The organism is Chryseotalea sanaruensis, from assembly GCF_003990915.1.
Taxonomy (GTDB): Bacteria; Bacteroidota; Bacteroidia; order Cytophagales; family Cyclobacteriaceae; genus Chryseotalea; species Chryseotalea sanaruensis.
Genome location: NZ_BHXQ01000036.1, coordinates 1 through 507, shown reverse-complemented (window position 1 = coordinate 507; position 507 = coordinate 1). Strand labels below are relative to the sequence as shown.

Here is a 507-nt window from a genome sequence, read left to right as displayed (position 1 = left end):
AAAACAAACTGATCTGCATTGAAGACCTGGACGGCATGAAAGAAGAAGCACAGTTCGCGTTTAGAGAATTGCAGAGCAAAGGTATGATCATTAGCAGTACCAGTATCAAAGACGAAAATGGAAACATCAGTGCGAGTGAGAAAACCGTTTACGGTCCGATTGCGAGCATGAGTTGTACTACGAAAGGAGAAATCTACGAAGACAACATGAGCAGGTGTTTTATTATAGCGGTAGATGAAAGTGCAGCACAGAGTAAAAAGGTTATTCATTACCAGAACATGAAAGCCTCCGGACAGATCGATGAGCAGAAAGAAAGACAGTGCACGGAGTTTATCCAGTGCCTGGTGAGTTTGCTAAAGTCATATGATGTGATCAATCCGTATGCAGACAAAGTTCACCTGCCCGATGAAGCGCACAAGATCAGGAGACTAAACGGACTCTATCAGGCTTTTGTAAAAGCGGTCACACTCATGCACCAATACCAGCGCAAGAAAGATGAACGCGGTA

The 507-nt window shown here is 44.0% G+C and carries 1 pseudogene; it reads left to right on the top strand.

Annotated elements, in window-relative coordinates:
* Positions 1 to 507: pseudogene (locus SanaruYs_RS20180) on the top strand (hypothetical protein); the annotation flags it as partial.